Raw genomic sequence first — 26338 nt, forward strand, 5'->3', positions numbered from 1 at the left:
TTCGGTGACGAAGCCTGTTTCACTATGGTTAAAAAACGGATGACTTTCGATAGCTGACCGCTTGTTTTCCCATCTGTTCCCATGCCTGAATAAAAGTGGCGCGATCTGCGGTTGCGTTCTTTTTTCCAAGAGGATCATTGAAGAAAATATGGTTTTGATCATAACCGGTCACGAGAACCGAGTGCTCCTGATTCGTGACTTTTACGATCCCGCTGTTCGTGCGCCAATCATGAAAATAACGCTTTGCTAAAGGCTTGAAAGTTGCGTTTGTGATCACAACAACCGGAATTCCATTCTGCAGCTGAGCAAGTACGGCCGAATCGAACGACTTGCCGCTGAGGTCAATAATCCGACTCGGGAGATAGTGGCGGCCAAGCGAGGCGAGCGGTTCATGATAAACGCCATATCCGCGTTTGTCAAACTCCTCCATGCTCCCAACAAAGCCTTCATTTGGATTTCCAAAATGCCCATTTTGATAATACGGCACTCGGTTGATATTGCGAGCTAACTCCATTTTTCCGACATGTACGCCCGCTTTTTGAAGAAGCATCGCGAGCGATGTAACTTCGCAGCCGCGCGGTAATTCGGGTTTTTGACGAATTTGCGGCGCATCGATTTGAACAGAACTTTTTTTCTTTGGTCCCTCGAAAGCGTCATCTTTAACTTGTTCCGCTTCATACGTCACGTCGGTAATCCATTTTTTTCCGATGGAGCGGTTTTCGGGTGAGTAGAGCGCAAAGAGCAGCATGGCGAGCAGAACATCTAATGCAAGAAACCAGCCCAGCCAATTTTTCTTAAATGTGCGCATCAGGCCATCTCCTTTCACTGCGCGGTTCATTAACTCGCTTTAATAAAAGTCAGGCGTGGCGTGGAAAACCAGGTACCTAAATTCGTGTCATGTGAGTCGCGCTTTTGTATTCGGCCATCCGCCTCATAGCGCGAAAGCATAGCAGATGCTAAACTGAGTAAAATGACTGATGCTTTGTTAGTTTACCACCATGCCGGAATTCTCTTCTACTCAATTTGTGACAATGCCGCTAAAATTTACCGACGCTTTGCCGATAATACATTCAGGTGCGTTGCTTGAATTATGAGCATTTTGGGCACGTGACGTAAGGAGGAATTCGATTGGCCGAACTCGAAAATTGTAAGGAATGCGGAAAACTTTATGTCCGAGTAACTTCTCCGTACTGTCCTAACTGTTTAAAAAAACAAGATGAGATGTTTGAGACCGTATATCGTTTTATTCGCAAGCAAGAAAACAGAATGTCTACAGTCCCTCAGGTTCATGAAGCGACAGGTGTCTCTATAGACTGGATTTATCAATGGATCCGTGAGGGCAGACTTCAAACCGCTCTTTTCCAAAATCTGGGGTATCCATGCAAATCATGCGGGCGATTGATTCAAACAGGCAGCCTTTGCGACCATTGTCTTAAGGATCTTGAGCGTGATATGGAACGCGCGCAGATTGAATCGAAGAAGGTAGCAAATGTAAAAGGTAAAACGTACCATACCTGAAGAAAATGTTCTGAAAACTAAAGGTTTTCTCTTGACGACCGATATAAACCATGTAATAGATAAAAAGAAAACCCATTCATTTGACAAATTATACGGTAAATTCCTCTGAGATGAGGTGAATTCATTGAAAATTAATCGTTATCAGCCTGTACAATCCTATACTAATAAGTATCAGACAGCGAAGCCGGACGAACAGAATTCGAGTGCTTCGGGTCCGCTGAAGACAAATGATAAAGTTGAAATTTCAACTGCGGCGAAACGGTTGCAAGGGACGCAGAAGCTGGAAGAAGCCAGGCAGGAAAAAATCGAACAGATCAAGGCGCAAGTGGAGAACGGAACTTATCATGTTCCATCTGCCAAGATTGCGGAAAAGATGTACGGATTTTGGAACAAATAATACGGACGCGGCCGTGAGGAGTGAAGAAGCTTGTCTGTGGAGCGCATGAAAACACTAATGACAACGATGATCGAATGCCATGACGTACTCCGCGCACTTGCTGCTGAGAAGACAGAGGCGGTTAAGTGCGGAAATGCTCCGGCATTAAGCAAGATCACGAAAAAAGAGAGCCCGCTCGTAGAGAAATTGCGTGTTCTTGAAAAAGAACGCTCGACTATAGTTGAAGCGGATCTTGGCAATGACGGCGCGACCTTTGCGGAATGGGAGCAAGCGGTTGTCGAAGAGAAAGAGCGCGGTGATTGGCAGAGAATATACCTTGATTTGGCGAATAGCGTGTATGCGCTGAAACAGGTAAATACGCTGAACCAGGAACTTCTTCGCGACTCATTGCTATGGGTAAAGCTGAACATAGGCTTACTGCGACCAAAGACACACACATTAAATAATTATCAAAATCCAAGAGACGGACAAGCTCCGTCATCCGTCTTTAGCGGACGTATTGACTCTCGAACATAACTTAAGGCGGAGGTGCTACCGGTGATCCCGATTTTTTCAAGCTTGAGTATGATGCAGCGGGCACTGCAAGTGACGCAATCAGCGATTCAGACAACAGGACATAATATATCAAACGCAAATACCGATAACTATTCACGCCAGCGGGTTAATTTGACCACGTGGCTTCCTTATCCCGGCGTTGGTATCAACGCTGCAAGAGGTGCGGGACAGGTCGGAACCGGTGTGAACGACGAAGCGGTTGTTCGCATCCGTGATCAATTTGTCGATCTCCAGGTGCGTGATAATTCAAATCAAAATGGCTATTGGAGCTCGCTCAGCGACGCATACAGCCAAATGGAAGATATTGTGAATGAACCTACGGACACAGGCATTTCTTCTGAGCTCGATGGATTCTGGCAATCGCTTCAGGATTTGGCGGGGAATTCGGGAACTGCCGGCACAGGCACCGTCGTTCTGCAAAAGGGATCGGCAGTTGCCGATACGTTTAACTATATTGCCGTATCTTTAGGCAAGGTTCAAAATAACCTGAATCAGCAGGTTACGGAGAATACGAATCTGGTCAATAACTATGCCGATCAAATCAACGCGCTCAACAAAGAAATCAACAAGCAAGAGGCAAACGGGTTTCTTTCGAATGATCTGTATGATGAACGCGACGCGTTGACCGATAAACTAGCGCAATTAGTCAACATTAAGGTGACAAAAGTGGAAAGCGACGGCAATCCGTCGCCGCTCGCGGAAGGAAAATATACGATTGAGCTGGTCGATGCCAATGGGGCTTCTTATTCGCCTAGCGCGACTTTGGTTGATGGTAAGGCAATGACGAACAACCATTTAAAGTCGACGATTGACGTATCGGACAGCTCGTCACCAACAGTCACTGTTTCAATGGTTAAGTCCGATGATGAAACGAACGTGATCGCCGATAAACTCACAGGTTTTTCTGGAAAACTTCAAGGCTTGATTGATGCTTATACTGTTGATTACCCGAGTGTTTTAAAGAGCCTGGACAACATGGCAAGCGCATTGGCGGACAAATTCAATGCGGCATACGAAAATACAGCGGGGTATGATACCGCAAAAGGTGATTTCTTTCTTGGAGCAGCTGATGGAACAGTTACCGCGGCAAACATTCATGTGAACAGTAATCTGGCAGGAAGCGATGTCACCGCGGCCAATAAATCGATGCCAAGCGGCGACAACAGCGGTGCCACGGCGATGGCTGATGTGATCGCAACGAATAAATATGTTGTTGATCTCAACGATCCTTCAGGCGAAACCATGACGCTAAAAACCTACTTGCAGAATTTAATCGGACAAATTGGCGTAAACGCTCAATCTGCCAATCAATTTACCAGCAACTCGCAAACCATGCTCGATGCGGCGGAAAACAGACGTTCATCGGTCAGCGGTGTTTCACTCGATGAAGAATTAACCAATCTAATCCAATTCCAGCATTCGTATGGTGCTGCGGCAAAGGTTGTTACGACACTTGATACAATGCTTGACACGTTGATTAACAAGATGGGAGGCTGATAAACGATGCGCGTCACTCAAGGAATGATGACCAATAGCGTTTTACAGCATATTTCAAACGGCTACAGTAAGCTTGCGGATTACCAGAGTCAGCTGGCATCCGGCAAAAAAATTACGCGTCCGTCTCAAGATCCGGTTGTCGCGACGATGGGCATTTCTTACCGTACAGATGTCAGTCATGTGGAACAATATCAAAAGAATGTAACGAATGCTTATAAATGGCTGGATAGTTCTGATGACACATTGCAACAAGTGAATGATGTGCTGAACCGCGTCCGCGAACTGACCAATGAGGCGAGCACGGATACATACACGGCCGATCAGAGAAAGGCGATTGGCGTGGAAGTGGATCAGCTGACTCAGCAGCTGGTGACTTTGGGGAATACACAGGTCGGCGGCCAATACATTTTCAGCGGCAGCGATTCGGCGAATCCGTTGTTAACTCAAGCGTCGGATGGAACTGTAACAATTAATCAAATTGCACTGAATAATCCGGACTTTTCTGTTGCCGTTAATGATGGAATCCAAATGGCGATTAATGTCAATCCGAAGCAGGTGTTCACCGCCTCAATGTTCAGTGACTTAAAGGAATTAAGCGGTATGCTGAACGGCGGTACGGCAACGGGTTCGCAAATCAGTGAATATCTTGGAAAAATAGATACGCACTTGGACGGAGTAAGTACAGCTCAAGCGGATCTAGGTGCGAAAACAAATCGTATTGATTTGACTAAGGACCGCTTGTCCGAGCAAAAAACCGTCGCGACGAATGTGATGGCAAACAACGAAGATGCGGATTATGCAGAGACATTGGTTAAACTAAATCAACAACAGAATGTCTATAATGCTTCATTATCGGTCGGAGCGAAGATCATTCAAACGTCACTTGTCGACTTTTTACGTTGACCTAGCGCAGATCTGACAAAATAGGATGATGACTATGGCGAAGATTCTCCCGCATGTGGAAATGCGGCAGGTGTTCGGCAGGATATCGATTAGTACGCAGAATGCTTCTCAAACGATTCGCCAGCCGAAGTCCGAACAATCCATACAACAGCCAAAAGCGGAATTGACAATTGAACATCAGCCGGCTCAAGTGAAGATCGATCAATCGGCCGCTTGGCATAACCTAGACCTCAAATCCGCCAGAGTTCGAATTGCAGAAGCTGCGGATGCGGGGAAGCAGGCAGTTCTGGATGGCATCGCTCGTCATGCCGAAGAGGGAGACGAGCTTCTGCATATTGAGCGGAACAAGGGGAAAAATCTGTTTGCCCAGCAGGCAGCTGCTAATGTCTCAGCGGCTGTTATTGGCACAAAGTATGATACCGGCAGCACTCCGGCATTCCAAGCAGTCAGCTATGATGTAACGCCTGCGCGTCTTGACGTGAATTGGCAGATCCATGCACCGGCAATACAAGCGACGACGCATGCGCCTGAGTATACCTATCAACCGGGTCAAGTAAACATTTCGATGGCTCAGTATCCATCACTCGACATTCAGGCGGCCGGCATTTTCATCGACGAGAAAGGATAACGATGTCTCATGATCATTCAAACCAAATACTTTGGCAAACAGGAAATTAAAGAAGCCGATGTCCTGTCATTCGCGAATGGCATTCCCGGCTTCGCAAATGATAAACAGTTTATTATTCAGCCTTTTGGCGAAGCGTTTTCCATTCTTCAATCCATTGATGATGCAGATGTCGCGTTTATTGTCACGTCTCCATTTTTATATTTTGACCACTTCAGTGTTGATTTGCCGGATCATCTTGTTCAGCAGCTTGAAATCCAATCACAGAAGGATGTCGCGGTTTGGGTCATCGTCAGTGTGCGCAACCCATTCTCTGAATCGACGGTTAACCTTAAAGCGCCGATCATCATTAATGTTAGAAACAAGACAGGCAAACAGTATATCCCTGAGCAATCCGACTACTCGCTCAGAACGCCGCTCACTGCTCCACTCACGGAAAAGAGGGTGTGACCGATGCTTATTTTGACCAGAAAACTTGGTGAGTCAATACGAATCGGTGATGATATCGAGGTAAAGATAGTCGGAATCGCAGGTGACCAGATCAAACTTGGAATCACGGCACCGCGGAAGGTTGATGTCAATCGCGGCGAGATTTATGAAGCCATTCGCAAAGAGAACAACCGCGCTGTGAGTGGAAATCTACCGGCTGATATACTCAACGCAATGAAATCAATGAAAACAAATGATCAGTGACCATAACGCGGGCAACCGTGTTTTTATTTTGAACAAAATAATGTTTTCAATGGAACATTTTGAGCGAATGGTCCGAGTGCCAATCGACGGCTAGCCTTTCTTAAATTCGTCTTGTACGTGATGGATGCCCCATCTTGTATGAGCCCATAAGGCGATCTACTTAAATTTGTATAATGAATTCGCTTACCTATCATTTGTTGATCAAAAAATTTTATATAAGGTCAATATGGTTCATATGTCCTTGAATCATTATTCCTATTGCGTAATAATTGCAGTATAAAAAATTATTTCAATCGAAATGGCACACCTATTGAAAAATAGGGCCGCAAAGCTACGGGCCTAAAGCGCAAGCTAAGGTCGCCGGGTTACCGAAAGGAAGCAAATCGTATTTATCTTCCACATTTGTTTCGGTGCGCCGTTTTTGATTAAAAGAGGCGAAGAAATCATGTGGTCTATTTGTGTTCACAGGAAAGAAAAATTTTTTCATCATTATCAACCGATTGTCAGTTTGCAAACTGCTGAGGTTGAAGGTTATGAAGCCCTGTTTCGCTCACGTGTTTTCCACAATCCTGAAAAAGCGTTTCGGCGGGCAATCAGGAAAAACCAGCTATTTGAATTCGATATCCATTCACTGCGAAAAGCGCTTCGCACCTTCGCTCTTGATGGACCTGCTAATAAAGGCAAAAAGCTGTTTCTTAACGTCTATCCATCGACAATCCTGCATCGAGACTTTGTTCCATTTATTCTTCAAATGATCGACCACTGCTCCTTCCCAGCTCATCAGATCGTATTGGAGATTGTCGAACACGAGAGTATTGTTGATTTCACCGCACTGTTAACAGCTATAAATTTCCTGAAGAAAATGGGTATTTTGATTGCGGTTGATGACTTTGGTAAAGGTGCCGACACTATCAATCGGACAATCGAAATTGATGCAGACTACATTAAATTGGACCGCTATTTTTCAGTAGGTTTGACCCAATCGAGAAAGAAACAGGCTTATGTTGAATTTCTTGTCCGCTACTGCACAAAGTTCAATGCCAAATTAATTTTTGAAGGACTGGAAACCGAATGTGATATTGCTTGTGCGCAGATGCTTGGTGTGTCATTTGCGCAAGGCTTTGCAATCGGGAGGCCACAGTCGATTTCTAAATCAATGTGAGGTGTTTTTTATGTCAGATAATCTAGTAATCATTCTTGGAGCAGGTATTGAGGGTCTATTTTTATTAGCGATTTTGTCAGCATTCATTCTTCACTATAATAAAATTATAAGCAAAGATCGCAAACTCATAACAAATCTCAGGCAAAAGGTTTACAAAAAGAATAATTCGGAAGAACAATCAGGAGAAAGACGCAGACATCATCGTGTTGTGCTTAAAGATGAAAAATGTTCAGTGAAAGTGCTTGATTTTGGTGAGCGAACATTACAGCGCTTGAATAATAAATCGTTTATGGTCGATATGCTTGATATTAGTCTTGGTGGCATGAAAATTAAATGCAGCATTGATTTTCCTGTTAAGGAAGAGGTGGATGTCTCGTTATCCTTTGCGAAAGTGGATGGAACGATGATTCATGTTAACGGAATGGTCGTCAGAAAAGAAACGAAGCATGGTCATGCTACAATTAACTATGGCATTCAGTTTCTGAATTTAAGTGTAAAAGAAGAGACAGAGATTCAGTTATACATAAACCAGAAAGAATTATCAAGAAAGCTATTTAAATCCGCGGCCGACCAGTAAACGGTCGTTATTAATGGATGCGGATATGAGGATCTTACACAATAGAGCTCAGAGAACCGTTTTGTTTTAACGAATAAAAATCTGAACTATCAATGATTTATCGCAGATTTCTCCAACCATTTCATGAGGTCAAGGGTGTCGGAGCATTCGAACCGGCACCGTATTCCGAAGATAAATGATTCGAGAATTTGAGAGGAAAGTGATAGACAATGACCATTGATCAACTTGAAACATTCCTTGCCGTCGTGAACAATAAAGGGTTTCGCCACGCATCACGCAAATTATTTCTCACCCAACCAACAGTCACCACACGAATTCAAATGCTTGAAAGAGAATTGAATGCGACGTTATTCATTCGTTCCAGACGACATTTCTCCCTATCTAATCAAGGCGCAGTACTTCTGCCGTACGCGCAAACCATTCTTCTCCTTTACCATCAGGCGAAGGAGGAGCTGAAAAATGCCTGACTTTTCACCGTGTCTGAATTAATCTTTTGACAGATTCAGATCTTCACGATAAAATAAGAAAAATTAATTGAATCCTTGTGTTAGGGATATGTGACCCTAATAATTGAAGTAAATGCCTATTTATTTTTCAAATTATTATAAAGTGTAACAATTTTGTGATCCTTTAATAAAATGGACAAAATACCTTTTTTCCTCATGAATTGTAGCAGGCTTGCTGCAGCACTACTGGTAGCCTAGCCATAAAGATGCCGGGACGAACGAAGAATGATGAAGGTATGATATAAGGAGGATGCTACACATGATGAATCATCTGAATAACATGAAAGTTGATGACTATCTGGACCTGTATCTCTTCGCCACGAGAATTAAAGATCATGAATGGCAAAAAGAAATTAAACGTAATCTTGCCGCCCTTCTGAAGGAATCGGCAGAACGCGAGCGCGCGCGAGCAAGCGATCTGCGCGTGCAATTAGGCTATGTGAACCGCAGAATCCTGGGCTTGTATCAGCAATTGCGGAATCGCAATGTCGAACTCACTGAGGAAATAACCAATGAGCTCTATGCGTTGAAGCAGCGCAGGTTGGAATTGGAAGCCGAGATTGGACAAATAAGAGAGCAAAATCGCCGCATTAGTTAATGCGAGATCAAAATAAAACGGTCGTCTCAAAAAAGGGACGACCGTTTTCTGCACGCGGATAATCAACGTTCTTCAAGATAAATGGCAATGGTCAATTCAAGAGGTTCGCCTGGCTTGACCATGAGTGCTTCGGACTTATCTTCATTGAATGTATTGGTGAGTGCGGTCCATGGTTCAACGCACACGAAAGGCTGATTCCCCTCAACCCAGAGCACGGTATATTTGTAGCGAGCATCTTGCTTGATGACAACCTTCTTTGACGGACTGAAATCAAATTCAAGCTGCGGATCACCGCTGTCAAGCAGGACAACGGATTCTTTCAAACCATGCATATCGATTTCGCCACTGAACGGTTTGATTTGATGATCATTGTAATCAAGGCAGGTCGCGGCTTTACTCTTAATATGAAGCTTTTGGTTTGCTCGTTTAAAATAGGGATGGTAACCGGGATAGACCGGCATCGCATCGTTGGAGAGGTTGCTGATGGTTTGACCGACCGTCAATTGACCGTCTGCCAGCGTGTAGGTAAGCACAACCTCAAAGTCGAATGGATAGGATTCGCGCGTCTTTTCAGTGCTGTGGAAGGAAATTTTTACTGCCGCTCGATCATCGTCGGCAGCACTGCGGATCACCTGCCAAGGACGGGTGCGCGCGAGACCATGGTTGTCCATGTGATAGACGGCGCCGTTCCATTCGTACGTCTTATCGGTAAGCTGACCGGCGATTGGAAAGAGGACGGGAATGCCGCCGCGCACGTTTTTGCTTGTGTCATAAAGCGTCTCCTCATTCATGAACAGTACGTCTTCACCATCGGTATGAAAACCTGTCACGATACCACCGCGCTCAGGGCAGATATCTACGTAAGAAGCATCGTCCGAAAGCCGGAAAAAATGTAATCCTTGCTGATCAAATTCTTTAACCTGATACATACAGATCCCTCGTTTAGTTTATAGTTAGTTAAGCATAATTGAGTGCACATCTTTGATGCTCATACACTTACTTTAACAAAAAAATAATGCGCTTACATTAATATGTGAAAAATTTAACAGAAATGATGAAAAGATGACGTCAAGCCAATGAAAAAACCGCCGGGCAGTAGATCACCCAGCGGCAGCTGCCTATCTGTTAGCTCTTGCTTAGCTCCTGCAGGAACAGGCAATACGCTTTTTGAATGCGCGTGAAACTGCTCAAACGGTAAAATTCATTTGGCGCGTGCGGACGTTCGTCATCCTGCGACCCGCCGAGCGACAACGTTTCTGCGCCAAGCATATCTTTGAACAGGCTGGTGACCGGAACCGAACCGCCTGCCCATTGACGCTTTACCGGATGCCCGGTCATCTCTTCCAACACGTTTTCGAGCACCTTAAGTGCCGGGTAATCACCAGGCACGCGGTATGGAGGCGTTCCATGCTCGTCCTCAATCGTTACGTCCACCGAGCGGAATGTGTGCGCCTTAATATGCGCTTCCATCAATTCTTGAATCCTTTTCGGATCCTGATCCGGAACAAGGCGCGCAGTAAGTTTAGCATGAGCCTCGCACGGAATGACCGTTTTGCCGCCTGCGCCTTGATAGCCGCCCCAAATGCCATTGACTTCCAAGGTAGGGCGCGCAACTCCGCGTTCCATTGGCGTAAACTCAGGTTCACCAAAGAATTCTTTGAAACCGACACTCTCGCGGATACCTTCCGGGAAAGAATCAAATTGGGCGACTTGAGCTTTTTCTTCATCAGACAGCGCATGAACCTGATCATAGAAGCCGTCAACCAGAATGCGGCCGTCCTCATCACGCATCGAATCAAGGATGCGGACCAGCTCATGGATCGCGTTCGGCGCGATCCCGCCGCCGAATCCGGAATGCATGTCCATATCCGCCGTCTTCACATTGATTTGCATCGAAAAGACCCCGCGCACACCGGTGCCAACCGTAGGATTTTCCTCCGTACCTACGCCGCTGTCGGCACTAATCACGAGATCGCATGCGAGCAGTTCCTTATGTTTCTCAAGGAAACCGCTGAATGACCGGCTTCCGATTTCCTCTTCACCTTCGAACAGAAATTTAATGTTTACCGGTAGCGTGCCGTCCGTATTGAGCAAAGCCTCGCAGGCAACAATGGGCAAAAGCAGATTGCCCTTCATATCCGTAGCCGCACGCGCGAACACTTTTCCATCTTTGATCACCGGATCGAACGGATCGGAATCCCACAGTTCAAGCGGTTCTGCCGGCTGCACATCAAAATGTCCGTAAATCAGGACCGTCGGCTGTCCTTCCGCATGCAGCCAGTCACCATAAACAACCGGATGACCACCGGTTTCCAGCGTTCGTACATGCTCAATCCCCGCCTTTTCCAACCGATTATCAACCCACGCCGCAGCAGCACGTACATCCTTCGCATACGCCGGATCAGCAGAGATACTCGGAATCCGCAGCAATTCGATAAATTCCTTAAGAAAACGTTCTTGATTTTTAGCCAAATAATCATGCCATTGATCAGATATGATGGACCATCTCCCACTGTACAAATAAATTTTTTCCTTAAAAATTGTCAGGCTACTTCTAGTTTAGTTTATTCCGACAACACTGTAAATCCGAATATGGAAACATGTGCCAATGCTGAAAAAACAGCTGAACAAGTCACCTGTCGGTATGCCCAATTATTTTCGGATCGGCGATATGGATGCACTACCGATCTTTTTTAGTTCCGATAAATCGCGCTCCATGATTTCCGGATCATCTGATAAACCTTTCGCGAGCTCTTTTTGGAGCCGGCGCGCCATCGGTTTCATCGTCGCGTAGGTGATCCCGCCGGACACCGCGCCGCCCAAAATGGGGACAACCTTCGATACACCGCGGGCAAACGTTCTCTTCGTTACCTTAGAACCAAAAAACGCGGCAATCTTGCGGATTAGCGGATAGTAGATGGTTTGCTCCAGCGCTTTTTGCGGAATACGCTCGAGTGCTCGCGCAGACAGCTTGGACGACAGAACGCGCAGCATTGCGCCCGTTCCGCTGACACCGAGCATCGCGCCAAGATAGAGGATCAAGGTTTCACGGCCCTTTTTTGTTGAGAGATCCTGATCGCCCCATAGATTCTCGCGTCCATAAAGATAACCAAGCTCCTGAGCAAGACGCAGCGCAACCGCATAGAACTGCGTCGTATCAGCGGGAATGGTCGCCGCGATGGCAAGGCCTCCGGGAATCCCCGCCGCGAATGACATCGCAGAGCTCTTCCAGGTCGCACTCTGAATCAGTTGTGTCGCTCGCTTCTCAAGTTCCGCCTGTCCGAAATAACGTGCGGGTCCACTATCAATCAGTCGCTCCATATCTTCTTTTGGAAATGCGCGCCTGAAAAAATCCTCACGATTGACTTTCAATCCCGGCATCTTCAAGATCACATCAAGAATAGTATGAGTAAGTTTCGTTGTCTGCATGAATGAGCTCCTTATTAGGTGCGTATTTGCCCTGATTAAATTGTTCTCTCCTAGTAATACTGTTTCCAGTACCGGCTTGTTTCATTTGTCTTAGATTTATCAATTGTAATAAAACGCATAAAAATTATCGGAATAATCATTGACGAAACGATTTTACGATCGTACAATCGTAACAACACTTGAAATAGCGTGGTACTGTTACGATTCATCTGAATGCGGCAAAGGACGTGATGCAGCTTTGACGATCGACCAATTGAATACATTTCTAATGGTTGTCACGTGTCATAGTTTTCATGGCGCGTCCAAAAGACTGTTTCTGTCGCAGCCATCGGTCACCTCGCGAATTCAGGCACTTGAGAAGGAGCTTAATGTAGACCTCTTTATACGGCAAGGGCGCGGCGTTCGCTTGTCCGCACAAGGCGAGAAGCTTGTTCCCATTGCGAAGCGGATGGTGTCAATGTATCATAAAGCACACAATCTTAGCGATATAAACGAAAGCTCACATGATTCAAGCAAAAAAATCCAATGAAATTAATTCCGATAAGAAAAGTATTAATTTAACTGTTGACAAGGAACAGGATTCACGATAAACTAATAGCAATCAAATAATCTTATCTAGAGTGGTGGAGGGATTGGCCCAATGAAACCCGACAACCAACGCAGCAATGCGCACGGTGTTAATTCCAGCAGATTTATTCTGAAAGATAAGAAAAATAATGCGAACGGCGCAGCGGTTATTTTTCTTGATCTTCAAGAGAAATGACCGTTTTTCATTTTGCTTTGATGCAAAGAAGCCGGATCATTCTTATCTAGAGAGGCGGAGGGACCGGCCCTGTGAAGTCTCAGCAACGGGCTTTTATAAAGTACCGTGCTAATTCCGGAATGAAGATAAGAAGGGGTTTTTTATATGACAACACAGACGAATGATTTACAAATTGATGATTATTTAGACTTGTATCTTTATGCGAAACAACTCAACGATCTTGCATGGCAAACTGAAATCAAAAAGCAACTTGCAGAATGCGCTCAACGGTCCCAATTACCAAAAGCAGATGGGGAAACAGAGTTACAGGATCAGTTTCGGGATGTTAATCGCCAAATCCTTCAGTTGTATCGATCCCTGCATACAGGGCAGCAGCTTCTGAACGATGACATTACTGCAGAATTGTTTGCACTGAAGCATCGCCGTGTTGAACTTGGCAAAGAAATTGACCGACTGAGGGTTCAAAATCAAAGAATCTGCAAATAAGCGCGGTTCTTGGTAATCGGCGCGATTCATAGAAGTTTTTTATCAATTGAAGAGTGGTAATGGGCATGAAAGCAAGCTTTTATGCCTTATTTGCTGTTCACTTATCTTTTTGAAACTGCAGATCTGCTTTGATAATCCCTTTTTTCATGGTAAGTTTGAGTTGTGGGAAGAGCTGTTGAAATAGAACCTTTTCCGCAAATAAACTTTTTGGAGGGATTTTACGATGGAAAAGATGGACATGATGAACAAATCAATGATGATGCCAATGAATATGATGATGATGATGGAAATGGACAAGATGATGTGCCAAATGAAATGCATGCAGATGATGATGGAACGAATGTCGGGCATGGACATGATGATGGACGACATGATGATGAGCAAGGATGAAATGATGAGCTGTATGCACAAATGCGACGAAATGATGACCAATATGATGGACATGATGAGCAAAATGAAGTAATTTTAAAGGCATATTTTGGACTTTTGTGATCAAAAAAAGATCTTCATCTTATTTCAAATAGCAATATTTTGAGAACATCGCTCAGATAGTGCGTTACTTTCTTAGCGATGTTCGTTTTTAGTTTTATAGTGAAGAACAGTTGAGAAACGAATCAGTCCCAACCGGTAAATAGATCGTAACCAGCTAAAAAGATCTTAGCGGAAATAGTAACAAATTTTGTCCGGATATATCGAGATAGATAAAAAAACACTTGAAATATAACTAAACATAGTGATATAGTATGATTAATCTCAATCCTTCTGTTAATGTAAGACTCACACCTTGTTCTCTGCTTACTGCAGAGGACTTTTTTTATCACCAATTTATAATGAGGAAAAAAAGGAAAATCTGAAATGTTGATGTGAAAAAGTTAGCACTGTGTCTATAAAAAGCTGCACTACCCGTTTATCCTTGCCGGTACGACGATAAAGTCATAAGATTCGGTTGGGCTGGGCGATCAGGTAAGCGCCCAATTTGAGAAATAAACGGAAAAATTCCGCTTATTTAGAAAATGCAAGAAAAAATAGCTTAAATAGACGGAGAAATTCCGGTTATCGCATCGAAAACCGTGAAAATGGAGGGTTTTGCTGTGCATAAGCGGAAAAATTATCCTTATGTACCTGTGAACCAAGCGCTAGGATGCATATAACCGGAAAATCTCCGCCTATTTTACTCCGGCCGCGTTACTTAATTAAGGACCAAAATGATTGACATTAGAGATGTCTGTTCACGCACATGGTTGATGATTCAAAACGGTATTTGGGGCAAAGGAATGTTCGCTAAATGTAAGGGATCTTTCGCTATAAAGGGAAACTTTCGCTAACTACGCATACATCCTGTATGCAACGCGAAAGTCACCACATCCTGTGGAAGTACGTCCTGTAAGCAACGCGAAAGCCATCACATCCTGTGAAAGTACTTCCTGTAAGCAACGCAAAAGCCACCGTATCCTGCGGAAGTACGTCCTGTATGCAACGCGAAAGTCACCACATCCTATGGAAGTAAGGACCGGCCTGTGCCCTCGTTTTTTCATATGTTGCCATTTAGTTTAGCTTGCCAGGCGGCGGTATACACAACCACCATCTCTTTTCCGATAAATCAGCCATTTCCAAACCGCTGCTTTATTTTCGTTTTACCAGTAAATTATTCATAGGGCTGATCAGTACGTTTTTGGGTAAAATGACGATATATATGGCATGATCAGTCAGGGTGAAAAACAAATGATCCATTATGAAAACTATAATCCATATTGGCCGGAAACCGTAATTTTCTGGGGTGCGGGAACCACTGAGCCGCTTCATATGAAAACGACAAATGAGCTTGGGAAAATGTTTCAGACGTTGACTGAGGCAGATAAGAATCTAGGAAAAGCTATTGATCAGGTCATTCCTGAAGCAGATGAACGGGTGCGCAGCGAGCTTAAGGCGCTGCTTGAACTGATTGATTCGGAATTTCATGGTCACGAGGATGAAGCTATACGCGTGCTGGATATTCCGAAAGATCGCGCGCAGCACCTGCAAATGCTCTATGATTGGAATGCTGTAAAGTTGGTCATTGAACGCTGCCCGAGGAATCGAAATCATCGATTCAGTCTGGATGATTTATATAATTTGCTTGATCTTCATATTCAAGCGCATAAAGGAATCGAAGTTGATCAACGGTTCATTACGCTTGATCGACTGATTGCAGCCCGGCGCACACTAACGATGCTGACGCAATTAATTCATGCTATCGGTTATGAGGAGCTCCTGCATGATTCGGACACAAAGGCGCTTTATCAACACTATTATAAATTTGCCATGATCCTTGCCGATCGAATGCGTGAGGAAGGTGTCCAAAAAACGGCAAAACAGATTTCATTTGATGATCGAAACTTTTATCTATTCAGTTATGCCATGATTTCGATGAACTGGGATCCGATTTTACTTTGGTTGATTTTCAATGCGCATAAGGAAATGAACAGTGCAGCGGATTGCCCGAAGATTGGTGATCCACCACAGCCAATGAAGCTGTTTAATGATCTCGTACATTTTATTGCCGTCAGAAAAGTTGAAGGCCGATCGCCATCGGCTTGGTTTCCGATGAATGAAACCGCGGTGCAGCAAATGAATGACAGTGAGTACCAAACCGGAAGGCGAATTCGAATCGGCAAATTTTACTTTCCACATGGCTGCCACGGATTTCGGCAATGCCCGAAGTGCGGGAAACTCACCTTTTATTTGGGGAATGAATGGTGCATTGATTCGCCATGCCTGTTCCCACCGCAGATTATTCCCTCGCTTTCCCCGAGGAGTCCGCGTTCACTCGAAGAGAAAAAAGCCATTGACGCAGGTATTTTTGATGCGGTTCAGTGCACCTATTGCGGGACCATTACCGAGGCGCATCACACAGCAATTGCGATGCAAACGCATTTTAAAGCAGCTCAGCCCTCATTTATTCAAGAAATCCAGAATGACATGAAAGTGGCCATCGAACATGCACAGCATATTATTTTCGCCGGTTATTCCTTGCCTGACGATGACTTCATCGATCGGATCATGCTCTCAGCACGTCGGAAAATGGACATAGAGCAGGTCAAGTGCTCGGTAATCAACTTTGATCAGCATGCAAAAGGAGAGTGGATGTACGGAGAGGAGCTCAATGATTTTTGCAGGAAATATGATCGCTCCAGCCTGGCGAGCACATGCAATCGAGTTGCCGGTATCTTCGGCGAAGCGAATATTCGAGGTTACGGCGCTGGTTTTCCAAACGTTTTTATGAAAGACGGGAAGGCGGACAAAGATAAAGTTGAGGAAATGATGCGTATGTGGTGAGGTAAGAAAACGGTCACTACTCGATTGCTTGTTATGCATCGTTCACCAGATGCCATGGTGAAAGAAAGGCACGCGTTTTGCCCTGCCGGTACGACGATATGGTCATAAGATTCGGATGGACGATTAGGTAAGCCGCCCAATCTAAGAAATAAACGGAAAAATTCCGCTTATCGCATCGAAAAACGTGAAAATAGAGGGTTTTTCCGTGCATAAGCGGAAAAATTACCCTTATTTACCTGTAAAACAAGCATCATGATGCAAATAGCCGGAAAATCTCCGCTTATTTTATTCCGTCCACGTTACTTAATCAAGGATCAAAATGATTTATTAGAAAACTTGGCTTCGCCAAGCCTCTGGTGAAGGTGAAGACTTGCGCATCGGCGATTTTATTATGTTATAAACCTTCAGAATGATGTGACCATCAAAATAAAGTCATGTATCTTGGCGTACCATCAATTTGTACATACTTCCAAACTATCCAAGAAAACTTCGAACCGTTTGCGCAATAAAACGCATGTCCGCCTCATTGTAACGTTGATCAATCGGCAGCGCGACCAAATTTTCGGCGAGCCGATAGTCAAAACTTGAAAGAGGGGCGCGCGACGGCACTTCTTGCCAATAATCATTGGCATAGATATGATGCTCCAGCAAAAGATCTTTTAAGTGTTCCCCATGCTCAATGAGGAAGGGGTAGCACAGCGGTCCGTTCACACTACCGAAGTTCGCGCGCAGCCGATTGTATGTGCCGATCTGTTGGTGAAGAAACCGGAAGTTCTCGTTTCTGATCGCGCGCACCTGCTCATAATCAATACTCATCAACAGCCGCTGAGTCACACCGGACATCGGGTGCATTCCACATGTATCCAGATATGCCTCGTTTTGTTCAAACAGCGGCTCGGCGGAAGTGTTGTCAAGATCAATTTGCTTCAGCAGCGCGTCGCAACGGTAGTAGGACGGATCCCGTTCCAGTCCAAGTCGCTCCTCGGCATCGGTATACAAATAACCGCCGTCAGGCACGCCGAAAAATTTGCGCGGCGAATACAGGGTATCGACGCACGCTTGCGGCCGATCAAAAAACGCCTGCGTATTATCGATGATGACGTGCCTCAGATTGTGGCAGACGTTCCGGACATTGTCGCTGTTCATGCCGAAGTAATTGACATAAAGGAAACAGGCATCATCCTCCGGAACGCGTTCAAAAATTGGTGCGAAGTGCTCATTAATACGATAAAAGCTATAATTAATAGCCAAGCGTTTAACTGGCTGAAGCACACTGTCACAAATATAGGCGGGCAGATAAATTTTTTTATAGTTTCGCACGCGCAGTACATACTCCAGGGCATAACGCGCGCTGTTCAGCCGAAGTGCCTGACTGTGGTATTCCGTTTTCATAGGCAGCTCAAGCGAAAAGTAGCCGCCGATCACTTTTTGTCCTTCTGTCATATAATCACCTGACTGTATCGGTTATTACCTGTCATGTTGCTCAATTAAATGAAATAGTCGAACTTAGACGATTATAAGCGCCTATCAGGCCAAACAAGCCGAATGCATCAAGCCCCATAGGGGGAAAATGAACAATCAATGTTGGCTTTCCAGAAATTCAGCTAAGGATTCCATTGCTTGGTCCAACTTGGGTAAGTCATTGGACAGGCTGCAAATGATTCCGAGCTTTTCACATAATAAAAATAACGCATGATAGAGATGATCATCAGCTACAAGAATGCCACTCGGACGCTGCGCCGTTTCTTGAATCATTTTCAAAAGAAAATCCTGATTTGTGCGTACATAAACAGCTTGTTCATTAAATTGATCCGGCAATGCTAAGTTATGGAGCAGAATTTGTCCGTTAATGTGATCGACAGCGAGCTCGAGCCAAGGGTAGATCGGTCTGTTGTCATTTTCTTGTGCAACAGTAAACGATGCGAAACCGCCGCCAAGTTCTACCCATGATTTGCTCTGGCGCGTCGTTTTCTTTATCCGCTGAAGATCAACGGCATTGATCATGGGTTCGGCATGCCGCAATTGGACCTGTTTGCTCGCAATCGGCTCGATGGTACCATCAACCGATTTTTCGAATCCTTGCTCATCGAGAACATATTTTCTAAGAAACCATTCGTGGTCTTGATAAAAAGGGAATTGCTCAATTCGATCTTGATAATCATGCACGAGCGCTGAAATCTTATTAATAATATCGGCGAACAGAAAGACCTCTTCCCCCTGAGGTATCCAGCTCATATAGCCGGGGTTTTGAACGCGCAGCATCGGCCAATGATCCCTATTTTCTAGACCATGATCCAACATGTAGAGTAATGATCGATCTTCCTCAGGAAAAGTTCCGCGTCTGCATAGTGAGAGATTGAACACTTGAGCCGTTATCGGCGTGTTAACTGCAGCAGCCGAATTCGTGAAAAGACGATGAATCAACGCCAATCCTTCGTCACCGACATAGGCAACCAGACCGAATTCATCTCCCATTTGTCCAAGAACGCAGCAGTACACCCGTTGTGGAAAATTGGGAAGGTCCAGCACGAGCACTTGATCCGAATTCAGCCATCGCCATGGCTCAAGATCCGCAAATTGTTCCGAAGCACGCAAGAGATCGAACCAATTCTCGTCATCTGAAGGATCAACAGTAAATTGAGCTAAGTCTTCTTCGTCGTCATCGAGCTGATGGATGCTCAAGCATTCAGTGAGATCTTCAACAGCCCCTGCTTGATTACTTAAAGGATCATCAAAAAATGTCCCATCTTCATCCATTAATAAGCTGTTCAAATAGGGAACCATTGCGCGGCTGCATCCGACGCAGCGCGGTACAGGCTGCTCGTATTCATCTTTAAGCGGTTCAAGTTTGATTTCCAACTGCTTATCTGAAGTGACGCAGCGGCCCTTGTCTCCAGGCTCAATGAGAAAATCCGAAACCATATACTGATGATCATTCAGAGCTTCCGGGCCAAATTCAGTGAGCTGCCCAAACTCATCATGAAAGACACCGAATAAGACATCAGTGGTTCCCGAGTTAAGTGAATATCCGAGGTGCTTCGGCAGTTTAATATACGCATCATTATAGTCAAAACCAAATAGTTCGTTGATATAGTCGTGCAGATCCGAAACGGTAATCATACTGTCTGCTTGGATCCTGGCCCAGACAGGCGGCTTACTGCCTTTTATCGAAATTTTTATTTGAATGTTCATCAGCTTGTCCTCCGAATGAAAAAAGGTTGTGGGTTGACTCTGTTAAGTTGCTGTTATTTTAGCTTCATGTTCCCTATCCATAGAGTCACAAACCAATTATAAAGAAAATAGGCGGGGTTGGACAAGAGGGGGGTGTACATCGGTATCGTATGACGACTATTTGTTAGTAGATTCTTAATTGAAATAGAGAAATTCGTGAAATGACTTTGTCATCGTGTCTAGCATTTGAAGGAGCATTCAAGATATATATGTTATGAAGGAATAGTTAGTGTGAATCACGAACTTTGTAATTGAATGTATTTTACTAGAAATGGGAAATTATTAGATTTTAAAATAAAATTATTAAGGGTATAATAGGGAAAAAGGCTATACAAGGTGGTGCCAAGGTTGGTTAAAGGTGAAAAAAAGTTGAGCGGAAGCGATGTTTTCCGTCCAGGAGACTTCCCGCAATATACGTATGTATCACGTAAATCTCCGGAATCAGTCTTCACTTATGAACAGAGATTGAGGCAAGCACTGAATACTCCCGGTTTTTTAACCTCAATTATCGGGCCATCCAAAATAGGCAAAACTGTTTTATGTGAGAAAGTGCTTGGAGTGAAAGCGATTGTATCTTTGTCTGGTGCTGATTTTAGAACTATGGAAGACGGCTTTTGGCTACCAGTCGCAAATAAATTAGGATTGTCATTTGAAGGTGAACGTATTGAAAAAGAACGTATAAATGACGGATTAGATCGTCAGGAAGAAAGAGAAATCGCAACGAAACAAAAATATGGTACGAAGAAAGACAGAATCATTAATTATTTCGTTGAAAATGAGTTAGTCCTTGTTTTGGATGATTTTCATTACGCAACGGCGAAACTACAGTTTGATATTGCTTATCAATTAAAGGATGCAATCAGAAAAGGACTAAAGGTTATTGTCATTTCACTGCCCCATCGCGCGGACGATGCAATTAGAAAAAACCCTGATTTAAGCGGCCGATTAAGCTTGATAAATATGCTGCCATGGGAGACGGATGAATTAAAACAAATTGCAGTGACCGGGTTTCAGAAGCTGGGCATTAGCATAACAGATGAACAGGCGAATTTGATGGCTCAAGAGAGTCTTGCTTCCCCGCAACTCATGCAATCGATTTGCTTAAATTTATCTTTTCTCACTGAAAATAGCTTGGAAACAGAATTAACCCTTATAGGCAAAGCGATGGTTGAGCAAAGCTTTAAAGCAACAACGAGTAATTTGCCTTATCTCGAGATTGTCAAAAAGCTCGAGGATGGTCCTCCGACAAGAGGACAGAAAAGAAAAACATACACACTGATCAATGGCGATCAGAAAGACATATACAGTATTATTTTGATGGCTGTTGCCAAAGATCCTCCGGTGCTCAGTGTTTCATTTGATGAAATGAGACAGAGAATTGATTTGATTTTGCAGAAAACAACGAATAAATTGAGCAACAAGAAAATTAAGGATTCGCTAAGGCATATTAAAGACATTATGTCTGAGAGCGAACTGATTTATCAGGTTTTTGAATGGAAAGACAATCAGCTTTATATTCTTGATCCTTTGTTTCTTTTCTTCATTCGCTGGGGTTTCTATTCGCTGGATATCTTACGAAATAAATGAGGTGCCCAATGGAAAACAATGAGAAGTGCATGAATAATCGACTATACAATGAACAAATTGAATCGCTGAATAAATTTCTTGAAAAAATAGATCGTCCTAACAGTAATATCAGTACCATTACTGAAGAGTATCAAAGCTGGAGAGAACAGGTAACAGAAGTACTCGAATCATTATTTGAAGACAAATCCATAGCAAAGCGATTTACTCTCAAAAGTAAGTATGTAATTAATGTATTTTCAGAACAAGAGAGCCGAAATAACTTTAAAAAAGTACTATTGGAGGTTCAGCGTTTTCTTGTGTCGATTGCTCAGAAAGCTCAAGATGAATCAAATCAGAGTGATGAAATCAACATCCGGACCGCGTGCGTTATTCTGAGACGAATGTTGCAGCATTTTGATCAGCACATGCAAACGTTGTATCATGATCCAGTTCATGGAAAAGGAACAATTCAACAAGACATTCTGAATGAAATTCAAATTGGCAATGAATATGATCTGCAAAGAATACTGTTTTCATTGATTAAACCTGTATTTCCAACCGCTCGCTGCGAAGTGCCGAATGATGTGGGTTACGGTTCCATCAGGTTTGACATTATTTTAAACGATTATGATCTTGCTATAGAAACAAAATGCAGCAGAGATTCAATGAAGGAACGTGAATTGACTGAAGAAATTGGCGCTGACATCACGAATTATCCGATTAGCCATCTATTCGTTTTTATCTACGACAAGGATCGGGTCATTAAAAACAAGGATGCATTTGTAAAAAACTATACGAAAAACAAAAATGAAGCTGGGAAAATAGTAGAAACATTCGTGCTGCAGCCTGTTGGTCCTTTTTGACAAGCTGCGTACAAGTGATTAACTATAAGATCGAACATACGGAGTAGCTTGTTGTCATATTGTCGCCGATGAATACACATCGGCGGCTTTATCAGTGCGTTATAAAGGGGGGGAATGGATAATCAGGGCTTGCTTTCAATAAATTCAACTAAGGATTCCAAGGCTTGATTCCATTTTGGCAAGTCATGAAACAGGCGGCAAATGATCCTGAGTTTTTTACATAATAAAAACACCCTCTAAACAGGATGCTTAATTGCTTTATTCATTAGGAATATCTTTAAGTTTTCGAACATTCGTCAATCGCAGACATTAGTAGTGTACTCAACTTTCGCAGAGTAAAAATCCGAAATAGCCCTTGATATAACGTGCTTTGTAGCCTATTCATTACACTCCTTGACAAAATAGAAAGACACCTCAATTTTTGGTATAGTGATTTTGACGAAATACACTACCAAAAAGAAGAGGTGCCCTCTATATGATAGCGAAAAAAGGTCAAAATAATCAACTGCCATCAGAAATAAAAGTGAATTTTAATGAGTTGAGGATTCTAAAACATTTACGTCAGGCAGGAATTCAAAAAGCCTTCGGCTTTTCCAGTGGTTATCTTTTTCAGCTTATTTTTCGTCTGATCTTTACCCAAAGAAATTGGTATCGTTTACTGGAGAGTAATAAAGCAGATGAATTACCAGGCAAGGATGCTGTTTATCGTTTTTTAAACTACCCGAAGTTTGCCTGGCGCCGCTTCCTGACGGCACTAAGCGTATTCACGATTATGAAAGTCAGCCGTTTGACGAGCACCTGCCACACTAAAGTACTCATTCTGGATGATTCATCTTTTTATCGCGACCGCAGTAAGCGCGTCGAACTTTTGGCTCATTGTTTTGACCATGCCAGGAGAAGACACTACAAAGGATTTCGTATGCTGACATTAGGATGGTCCGACGGATCAACGTTCCTGCCCATTGATTTTTCACTCCTTAGTTCAAGCAAAGAAAAGGCAAAAATTAATGATATCAATTCGACGATTGATAAGCGTTGTTCCGGCTATAAAAGACGAATCGAAGCTTTACAAACAGCTCCTGAACAAATCCCTGGGATGGTTAAACGGGCCTTGTTGAACGGAATTGATGCATCCTATGTTCTGATGGACAGCTGGTTTACCCAACAACCTTTGATCAAGGCTTTGACCGATCAAGGTATCGATGTTATTGGTATGGTGAAACCAACGAATCAGCGCTATCGAGTAGGCTCTCAATGGGTTGGATTAAGAACGCTGTATCGACTGTCGAAGCCCGTAACCAGTCACAAAGAAATTTTACGTTCTATTCGTACCACAATGGCTAATGGAGTCCCGGTCAAAGTTGTGTTCGTTCAAAACCGCAATAAACAAAGTGAATGGCTAGCCATCTTAAGTACTGACTGCACACTTACAGAACAGGAAATCATTCGTACGTACGGCATGAGATGGGACATTGAATTATTTTTTAAAGCAACGAAGTCATTTCTTAAGCTTCAAAAAGAGTTCCAGGGCAGATCGTACGATCTGCTGATTAGCCACACAACCATTGTCTTTACAAGGTTTATTCTCCTGTCTTGGCAAAACCGTTGCAGTACAGATAATCGAACCCTTGGTGGTATGTTTTATGAACTCTGTGACGAAATGAATGAACTGGATTGGGCTGTAGCACTGACGCAGCTCATGGATATTCTTCATGACGCCCTAACAAAAACAAAAAAATCAATCAAAAGATGGGTTACTTGTCAACTGACACAATGGATTGAGAGCTTACCCAACTATATCAAGGTTTATCTGCCCAAATTAGGGTGCGAAAGTTGAGTAGTGTAAATCCAATTCCCTGTTTCCTAAATCTCTTGTCCACACCCAAATAATGTAATTGAATCGAAGGATAGAAGCAGTTTGTTGTCACCTTGCCGCCGATGGCCGAAAATCGGCAGCTTTATTATTGCACCTTTATTATAGTATAAATGATTCAGAATAATTCAACTATATCTGAGACCACCATGAAATGGAACATGAGTTAACCTGTATTAACTCGTTCAATTAATTCTCAGAGCAGCTAAAAATTGATTACTGTCCGGCTTTTTATTCAATTGTATTTTATGAAAACAGTATAATTTGGCTTTTTCATATTTTTTCTCATAATCTTTTATGTCCAATGTATAGTAATCATCCAGAAAATCATTGTCAGCATCATACTCAATAGATACGGTTCTTATGTACGTTTGCTTAGCAATAACTTTCGCTATTAATCACTAAATAAGTCTTCGTAACACATCTTTGTTCATTCAAAATTGCTTTGTGATGTAAGTAATTTTGTACGTGCGGATTTTTCTCACAAGAAAAAGAGGAGAGTAATTGATTTTACCTCCTCCTCTGAACTTGATTCAACTAGTGTCGATAACTCATAGACCTTTGTCTCTATTTTATCGGGCATGTTTTTTTCTCCATAAACTTTCTAGCATCCAATAAACGTTCTTTTCCAGTCTGCGCGATCAGGCGATCAACCAACGGGGAAGGGGTGACAGCGATAGGATCACTATCCAATAAATCATTGAAATCTTTTTCCTTTATGTGAAAGGTTCTATTGTATTCATTATTTTTTAGTGCTTCTGTAGCCATTTTACCCTTCACCTCCATATGTTTATTGTCCCTAAATATCTTCATACGGGTCACCATCCATGTTCTTTAAATACAGGTATTTTGCAGGATAAAATCCTATTTTTTGTAAAATAAGCAGGAATAAAGTCATAATATGTAGAATGCTAGGGTTATCCATCTCCTACGAAAGTAGTGATCGAATGACCATTGCAGAGCTTCATGGAAAACTGCCCACATTAGAAGCCAAGGAAGACCTGCTGACTTCGGACGTTTTCTCCACCTTTCGTTATCTACCTGTCAATCTCGGACTCATCCCATTTCTCAGAAAAGCAATCAATACTCAAACCGGACAACCAATCGACGACATTTTTACCGATTGCCTGACGGCAGATTATCTCTTCTGGCCGAAAACAACGCACTACAAACGTGAGCCAGACGCGCTGATCCTCATTACACGTAAAACAAAGCCGCCGATCGCCATTATTATCGAAGCAAAATAGTATAGCGGACGGCATGATGCCAACCGAACCCAAGCAAAGCAGGAGCTCCAAATCTATGATGGCGATCAATTGGCCGAACAATACATTGATTTAAAAGAACAACACGTTCGATCTCAACCATGAACGGATGCAGCTGCTGACACACGCAGAGCATCGATTCCTTCTTTTTGTAACCGCGCACGATGCGCTGCCGAGAAAAATAACCGACGACTCACTTAATAGGTTGCTTGAACATGACCCTAATGCCCATTTCTTTTACTGGGTTAACTGGCAAGCGGCTTTTGATGTCGCCAAAGAGGCACTTGCAACACAGGTGCTCGGCAGCGGATCTCATTTTCTGTTTGAAGATCTGCGCAACTTACTGCAGCGAAAGGGACTCACTTCCCTTCAAGGATTCCATTCACCGGCCAAGCTGACTCAGCCGGAACACTATTTCTGGAGGGATGCACAATGAGCATCGGAGTAGAAATGAAGCACGTCTACGATGAGATGGTCAAAATCTATACAGAAACCGGAAAACTCATCGCGGTCATC

28 protein-coding genes and 3 riboswitches are annotated in these 26338 nt (G+C 43.5%); of the genes, 21 read left to right on the plus strand and 7 right to left on the minus strand.

What is annotated here, in order from left to right; all coding sequences use genetic code 11:
* Positions 1-28 precede the first annotated feature (28 nt).
* A complete protein-coding gene (locus ABWW58_RS16195) occupies positions 29-808 on the minus strand; it encodes a C39 family peptidase (RefSeq protein WP_353870110.1) in 780 nt (259 codons plus the stop codon).
* 320 nt (positions 809-1128) lie between these two features.
* Here ABWW58_RS16195 and ABWW58_RS16200 point away from each other — a divergent pair, with 320 nt between their 5' ends.
* The 12 genes from ABWW58_RS16200 to ABWW58_RS16255 all read left to right on the plus strand — a co-directional run bounded on the left by ABWW58_RS16200 (position 1129) and on the right by ABWW58_RS16255 (position 9031).
* The gene (locus ABWW58_RS16200; protein WP_353870111.1) at positions 1129-1518 is read left to right on the plus strand and encodes a TIGR03826 family flagellar region protein; all 390 of its coding nucleotides are present in this window, start codon (positions 1129-1131) and stop codon (positions 1516-1518) included.
* 124 nt (positions 1519-1642) lie between these two features.
* Positions 1643-1915 (plus strand): flagellar biosynthesis anti-sigma factor FlgM, encoded by a 273-nt coding sequence (gene flgM / locus ABWW58_RS16205; RefSeq protein WP_353870113.1) that lies wholly within the window; start codon positions 1643-1645, stop codon positions 1913-1915.
* A 36-nt stretch (positions 1916-1951) separates the two neighbouring features.
* The gene (locus tag ABWW58_RS16210; protein WP_353870144.1) at positions 1952-2431 is read left to right on the plus strand and encodes a flagellar protein FlgN; all 480 of its coding nucleotides are present in this window, start codon (positions 1952-1954) and stop codon (positions 2429-2431) included.
* Positions 2432-2452: 21 nt separating this feature from the next.
* Complete coding sequence (gene flgK / locus ABWW58_RS16215) at positions 2453-3967, plus strand: flagellar hook-associated protein FlgK (protein ID WP_353870114.1); 1515 nt, start codon at positions 2453-2455, stop codon at positions 3965-3967.
* Between the two features lie 6 nt (positions 3968-3973).
* Positions 3974-4870 (plus strand): flagellar hook-associated protein FlgL, encoded by an 897-nt coding sequence (gene flgL / locus ABWW58_RS16220; RefSeq protein ID WP_353870115.1) that lies wholly within the window; start codon positions 3974-3976, stop codon positions 4868-4870.
* 34 nt (positions 4871-4904) lie between these two features.
* Complete coding sequence (locus ABWW58_RS16225) at positions 4905-5498, plus strand: DUF6470 family protein (protein ID WP_353870116.1); 594 nt, start codon at positions 4905-4907, stop codon at positions 5496-5498.
* Between the two features lie 9 nt (positions 5499-5507).
* A complete protein-coding gene (gene fliW / locus ABWW58_RS16230) occupies positions 5508-5945 on the plus strand; it encodes a flagellar assembly protein FliW (protein WP_353870117.1) in 438 nt (145 codons plus the stop codon).
* 3 nt (positions 5946-5948) lie between these two features.
* Positions 5949-6188 carry a carbon storage regulator CsrA gene (gene csrA / locus ABWW58_RS16235; protein ID WP_353870118.1) on the plus strand — a complete coding sequence of 80 codons (240 nt, stop codon included), beginning with the start codon at positions 5949-5951 and terminating at the stop codon, positions 6186-6188.
* A 290-nt stretch (positions 6189-6478) separates the two neighbouring features.
* Positions 6479-6561: riboswitch (cyclic di-GMP riboswitch) on the plus strand.
* A gap of 72 nt (positions 6562-6633) precedes the next feature.
* Positions 6634-7350: an EAL domain-containing protein gene (locus ABWW58_RS16240; RefSeq protein WP_353870119.1), complete on the plus strand. Its 717-nt coding sequence runs from the start codon at positions 6634-6636 to the stop codon at positions 7348-7350.
* A gap of 10 nt (positions 7351-7360) precedes the next feature.
* Positions 7361-7927 (plus strand): PilZ domain-containing protein, encoded by a 567-nt coding sequence (locus ABWW58_RS16245; RefSeq protein ID WP_353870120.1) that lies wholly within the window; start codon positions 7361-7363, stop codon positions 7925-7927.
* Positions 7928-8136: 209 nt separating this feature from the next.
* Positions 8137-8394 carry a LysR family transcriptional regulator gene (locus ABWW58_RS16250; RefSeq protein ID WP_353870121.1) on the plus strand — a complete coding sequence of 86 codons (258 nt, stop codon included), beginning with the start codon at positions 8137-8139 and terminating at the stop codon, positions 8392-8394.
* 298 nt (positions 8395-8692) lie between these two features.
* On the plus strand, positions 8693-9031 hold the full coding sequence (locus tag ABWW58_RS16255) for a hypothetical protein (protein WP_353870123.1): 339 nt from the start codon (positions 8693-8695) through the stop codon (positions 9029-9031).
* A 62-nt stretch (positions 9032-9093) separates the two neighbouring features.
* Here the strand turns inward: ABWW58_RS16255 and ABWW58_RS16260 are convergent, their stop codons facing one another.
* The 3 genes from ABWW58_RS16260 to ABWW58_RS16270 form a co-directional block, all read right to left on the minus strand.
* Complete coding sequence (locus tag ABWW58_RS16260; RefSeq protein ID WP_353870124.1) at positions 9094-9960, minus strand: aldose epimerase family protein; 867 nt, start codon at positions 9958-9960, stop codon at positions 9094-9096.
* Between the two features lie 196 nt (positions 9961-10156).
* Positions 10157-11551 (minus strand): dipeptidase, encoded by a 1395-nt coding sequence (locus ABWW58_RS16265; RefSeq protein ID WP_353870125.1) that lies wholly within the window; start codon positions 11549-11551, stop codon positions 10157-10159.
* Positions 11552-11683: 132 nt separating this feature from the next.
* Positions 11684-12460, minus strand: a complete 777-nt coding sequence (locus ABWW58_RS16270; protein WP_353870126.1) for a hypothetical protein — start codon at positions 12458-12460, stop codon at positions 11684-11686.
* 139 nt (positions 12461-12599) lie between these two features.
* Between ABWW58_RS16270 and ABWW58_RS16275 the strand changes: the two genes are divergently transcribed.
* The 4 genes from ABWW58_RS16275 to ABWW58_RS16290 all read left to right on the plus strand — a co-directional run bounded on the left by ABWW58_RS16275 (position 12600) and on the right by ABWW58_RS16290 (position 17024).
* Complete coding sequence (locus tag ABWW58_RS16275; RefSeq protein WP_353870127.1) at positions 12600-12989, plus strand: LysR family transcriptional regulator; 390 nt, start codon at positions 12600-12602, stop codon at positions 12987-12989.
* A 79-nt stretch (positions 12990-13068) separates the two neighbouring features.
* A riboswitch (SAM riboswitch) is annotated at positions 13069-13171 on the plus strand.
* Positions 13172-13262: 91 nt separating this feature from the next.
* A riboswitch (SAM riboswitch) is annotated at positions 13263-13355 on the plus strand.
* Between the two features lie 12 nt (positions 13356-13367).
* Positions 13368-13709, plus strand: a complete 342-nt coding sequence (locus tag ABWW58_RS16280; RefSeq protein ID WP_353870128.1) for a hypothetical protein — start codon at positions 13368-13370, stop codon at positions 13707-13709.
* A gap of 223 nt (positions 13710-13932) precedes the next feature.
* Positions 13933-14172 (plus strand): hypothetical protein, encoded by a 240-nt coding sequence (locus ABWW58_RS16285; RefSeq protein WP_353870129.1) that lies wholly within the window; start codon positions 13933-13935, stop codon positions 14170-14172.
* Positions 14173-15431: 1259 nt separating this feature from the next.
* Complete coding sequence (locus ABWW58_RS16290) at positions 15432-17024, plus strand: hypothetical protein (protein WP_353870130.1); 1593 nt, start codon at positions 15432-15434, stop codon at positions 17022-17024.
* Between the two features lie 474 nt (positions 17025-17498).
* On the opposite strand, the gene ABWW58_RS16295 is transcribed toward ABWW58_RS16290, so the two are convergent.
* Together ABWW58_RS16295 and ABWW58_RS16300 are read right to left on the minus strand one after the other, a co-directional pair.
* Positions 17499-18467, minus strand: a complete 969-nt coding sequence (locus ABWW58_RS16295) for a hypothetical protein (RefSeq protein WP_353870131.1) — start codon at positions 18465-18467, stop codon at positions 17499-17501.
* 135 nt (positions 18468-18602) lie between these two features.
* The gene (locus tag ABWW58_RS16300) at positions 18603-20216 is read right to left on the minus strand and encodes a DUF7309 domain-containing protein (RefSeq protein WP_353870132.1); all 1614 of its coding nucleotides are present in this window, start codon (positions 20214-20216) and stop codon (positions 18603-18605) included.
* A gap of 387 nt (positions 20217-20603) precedes the next feature.
* Between ABWW58_RS16300 and ABWW58_RS16305 the strand changes: the two genes are divergently transcribed.
* The 3 genes from ABWW58_RS16305 to ABWW58_RS16315 all read left to right on the plus strand — a co-directional run bounded on the left by ABWW58_RS16305 (position 20604) and on the right by ABWW58_RS16315 (position 24521).
* A complete protein-coding gene (locus ABWW58_RS16305) occupies positions 20604-21842 on the plus strand; it encodes an ATP-binding protein (protein ID WP_353870133.1) in 1239 nt (412 codons plus the stop codon).
* A gap of 8 nt (positions 21843-21850) precedes the next feature.
* Complete coding sequence (locus ABWW58_RS16310) at positions 21851-22684, plus strand: PD-(D/E)XK nuclease domain-containing protein (RefSeq protein WP_353870134.1); 834 nt, start codon at positions 21851-21853, stop codon at positions 22682-22684.
* Positions 22685-23159: 475 nt separating this feature from the next.
* The gene (locus ABWW58_RS16315; RefSeq protein WP_353870135.1) at positions 23160-24521 is read left to right on the plus strand and encodes an IS4 family transposase; all 1362 of its coding nucleotides are present in this window, start codon (positions 23160-23162) and stop codon (positions 24519-24521) included.
* Between the two features lie 603 nt (positions 24522-25124).
* Here the strand turns inward: ABWW58_RS16315 and ABWW58_RS16320 are convergent.
* Entirely contained in the window at positions 25125-25325 is a 201-nt protein-coding gene (locus tag ABWW58_RS16320) for a hypothetical protein (RefSeq protein ID WP_353870136.1), read from the minus strand.
* A gap of 179 nt (positions 25326-25504) precedes the next feature.
* Here ABWW58_RS16320 and ABWW58_RS16325 point away from each other — a divergent pair, with 179 nt between their 5' ends.
* The gene (locus ABWW58_RS16325) at positions 25505-25804 is read left to right on the plus strand and encodes a hypothetical protein (protein ID WP_353870137.1); all 300 of its coding nucleotides are present in this window, start codon (positions 25505-25507) and stop codon (positions 25802-25804) included.
* 127 nt (positions 25805-25931) lie between these two features.
* Positions 25932-26258, plus strand: a complete 327-nt coding sequence (locus ABWW58_RS16330) for a hypothetical protein (protein WP_353870138.1) — start codon at positions 25932-25934, stop codon at positions 26256-26258.
* Positions 26259-26338 lie beyond the last annotated feature (80 nt).

The sequence above is a fragment of the Sporolactobacillus caesalpiniae genome, assembly GCF_040513385.1.
Classification (GTDB): domain Bacteria; phylum Bacillota; class Bacilli; order Bacillales; family Sporolactobacillaceae; genus Sporolactobacillus.